Source organism: Actinomycetota bacterium (genome assembly GCA_035540895.1).
In the GTDB taxonomy this organism is placed as follows: domain Bacteria; phylum Actinomycetota; class JAICYB01; order JAICYB01; family JAICYB01; genus DATLFR01.
Genome location: DATLFR010000145.1, coordinates 1 through 2,520 on the forward strand (window position 1 = coordinate 1; position 2,520 = coordinate 2,520).

At 70.4% G+C, this 2,520-nt stretch carries 4 protein-coding genes; 1 reads left to right on the top strand and 3 read right to left on the bottom strand.

What is annotated here, in order from left to right; translation table 11 throughout:
- From VM840_08250 to VM840_08260, 3 genes are all read right to left on the bottom strand, one after another.
- The coding region (locus tag VM840_08250; GenBank protein HVL81566.1) for a phosphate--acyl-ACP acyltransferase at positions 1–537 on the bottom strand (537 nt) is incomplete at its 3' end.
- A 9-nt stretch (positions 538–546) separates the two neighbouring features.
- Positions 547–726 (bottom strand): 50S ribosomal protein L32, encoded by a 180-nt coding sequence (rpmF, locus tag VM840_08255; protein ID HVL81567.1) that lies wholly within the window; start codon positions 724–726, stop codon positions 547–549.
- 79 nt (positions 727–805) lie between these two features.
- On the bottom strand, positions 806–1,318 hold the full coding sequence (locus VM840_08260; GenBank protein HVL81568.1) for a DUF177 domain-containing protein: 513 nt from the start codon (positions 1,316–1,318) through the stop codon (positions 806–808).
- A gap of 304 nt (positions 1,319–1,622) precedes the next feature.
- Between VM840_08260 and VM840_08265 the strand changes: the two genes are divergently transcribed.
- The coding region (locus VM840_08265) for a hypothetical protein (protein HVL81569.1) at positions 1,623–2,520 on the top strand (898 nt) is incomplete at its 3' end.

Consider the following 2,520-nt stretch of genomic DNA (forward strand, 5'->3'; position numbering starts at 1 on the left):
GAGCAGCCCCACCCGGGGGGTCCGGACACCCAGCCTGACCTGGGCGAACACCGTTCCCAGGACGGCGAATCCCAGCAGGTGGTCCGGGCGCGCGTCGGTGTTGGCGCCGGCGTCCACGAGCACGACCGGGTGGTCGCCGAAGGGCAGGACGAGCGTGATGGCCGGGCGCGGCACGCCCCGGACCCGTCCCATGCCCAGCACCGCCGCGGCGAGGGAGGCGCCCGTAGGACCGGCCGAGAAGACGGCGTCGGCGTGTCCGTCCCGGACGAGCCGCGACGCGACCAGGATGGAGGAGCCGCGGGCCGATCGGACCGCCCTGGCCGGGTCGGGGTCGTCCATGCCGACGACCTCTCGGGCGTCGACGACCTCCAGGCCGTCTCCGGGAACGGCTCCGGCCTCGCTCAGAGCTGCGCGAACCTCGTCCTCCCGGCCGACGAGGACGACCGATACCCCGGAGCGGTGCGCAGCCACGGCGCCGGACACGATCTCGCCCGGGGCGTGGTCTCCCCCCATCGCATCGACGGCGACGCGGGTCACGGAGCGGGGCTAGTCGAGCTCGAGGACCTGCCGGCCGCCGTACGTCCCGCAGTGCGGGCAGACCCGGTGCGGGAGCTTGGGCTTCTGGCACTGCGAGCACGTGGAGCTGGGCGCCGGGTCTACCCTCTTCCAGTGGGCCCGGCGCTCGTCACGGCGCGCCTTGGTCTTGCGTCGCTTGGGGGTGGGCATGGTTCCTCAGCCTCGTATGTGGGGGGCCGGCGTCGGAGGCGACGCCAGCGGACCGCTCACAAGGGTACCCGAACCGGGGTCACCCCTGCAGCAGGTCCCTCAGCGGCCCCCACCGGTCGTCGCCCTCGTCCGGCGCGCACCCGCAGTCGCCCTCGTTGAGGTCCTTCCCGCACGACGGACACAGGCCCGCGCAGTCCTCGCGGCAGGTGGGGTTGATCGGCATCTCGAGCAGGACCCCCTCATGGGTGAGGACCCCCAGGTCCACCTGCTTGCCGTCGGTCACGACGTACCCCTCCTCCCACACGTCGTGGGTGGGCCGGTACACCTCCGAGACCTCGGCCTTGAACGGCGCGCTCGCCTCGTTCAGGCAGCGGCGGCAGGTCACGACGAGGCGCCCGGAGATCTCGCCGCGGACGTGCACGGACTCCCCGTCGACGGCCTCGAACAGGAGGTCGAAGTGCAGCGGGTCGTCCGGCTCCACCCGGACCAGCTCCTGCTTCAGACCGCCGACCGGTTGGTCGAAGGTGAGGCGCCGGCGGGAGCCCGGGTTGGACAGGAGCTCGCTGACCGTGACGACGAGCTCATCGCGCATGTCCCGATCCTACCCGCGGGCCCCGGCCCCCGCAGGGACAGGGCGTAGCGGGCGATCCGGACATCACCACGTGCACGTCCCGGGTACGCAGTAGGATTCCCCCCGCCGGAGTCCCCCGCTCCGTTCGACGGGTCGTCCGTAACGAGATCCGGACGCTTCAGGAGGAAGATGGGGCTGGAAGATGACTCGGACGAGGGGGTCCTCGATGCGTAGGTCGGTCCTGGCTGTGCTCTGCGCCGTCTCTCTGACGGCGACCGCGTGTGGTACTCCGACGAACGCCGGGCCCCAGGAACGGACGGTCCTGGTGGACTTCAGCCACGACGAGTTCGCCAGCTTCTTCATAGGCTTCTTCCCCAGACGGGTCGAGGTGCGCCCCGGGGACTCCGTCGTCTTCAAGCAGACCTGGACCGGTGAGCCCCACACGGTCACGCTCGGCTCCCTCGTGGACGACATGATGAAGGTCGCGTGGCCCTACCTGGACATGCTGGAGCGGCTTGAGCCGCTGCCCGACGCGCCGCCCGGCGACCTGCTGGAGAAGATGCAGAAGGTGCCGGAGGCCTGGGGTGACGAGGACTCTCTGATCCAGACGGCCATGCAGCCGTGCTACATGGGTGAGGAGCAGCCCCCGATGGACGGCTCCCCCTGCACACAGCAGGAGCAGCGGCCGTTCACCGGGAAGGAGACCTACTACAACAGCGGCTTCATCCCATACGAGGGAGCGCAGGGCAACACGTTCACGTTGCCGCTGTCCGAGGATCTGGACCCCGGGCAGTACTACTTCTACTGCGCGGTCCACGGCGTGCTGCAGGGCGGGATGCTCGACGTGAAGCCTCCCAGCACCCCCATCCCGACGCAGGCCGAGGTGAACCGGCAAGCGCGCAAGGAGATCCAGGCGTGGGCCGTCCCGCTCGCCGAGACCTACCGCGAGGCTCAGCGCGACAACATCCTCCGGTTCAGGGGCGATACCTTCCGGGGTCCGTTCGCGGGCCTGGCGAACGAGAAGGTGGAGCACGCGGGGATCAACGAGTTCGTGCCGCGCACGATCAGGACCCGGGTGGGCCGGCCCGTGAGCTGGAGGTTCTTCGGCTCCGCCCATACGGTGAGCTTCAACGTGCCCGAGTACTTCCCGATCGTGCAGGTCGGCGATGACGGGAACGTGGCGCTGAACCCTCTGCTGAGCGAGCCTCAGGGGGGGTCCCCAC

Excerpts from the sequence above, each read along its gene's own strand:
- rpmF (HVL81567.1), bottom strand. The coding sequence starts at position 726 with ATGCCCACCCCCAAGCGACGCAAGACCAAGGCGCGCCGTGACGAGCGC.
- VM840_08260 (HVL81568.1), bottom strand. The coding sequence starts at position 1,318 with ATGCGCGATGAGCTCGTCGTCACGGTCAGCGAGCTCCTGTCCAACCCG.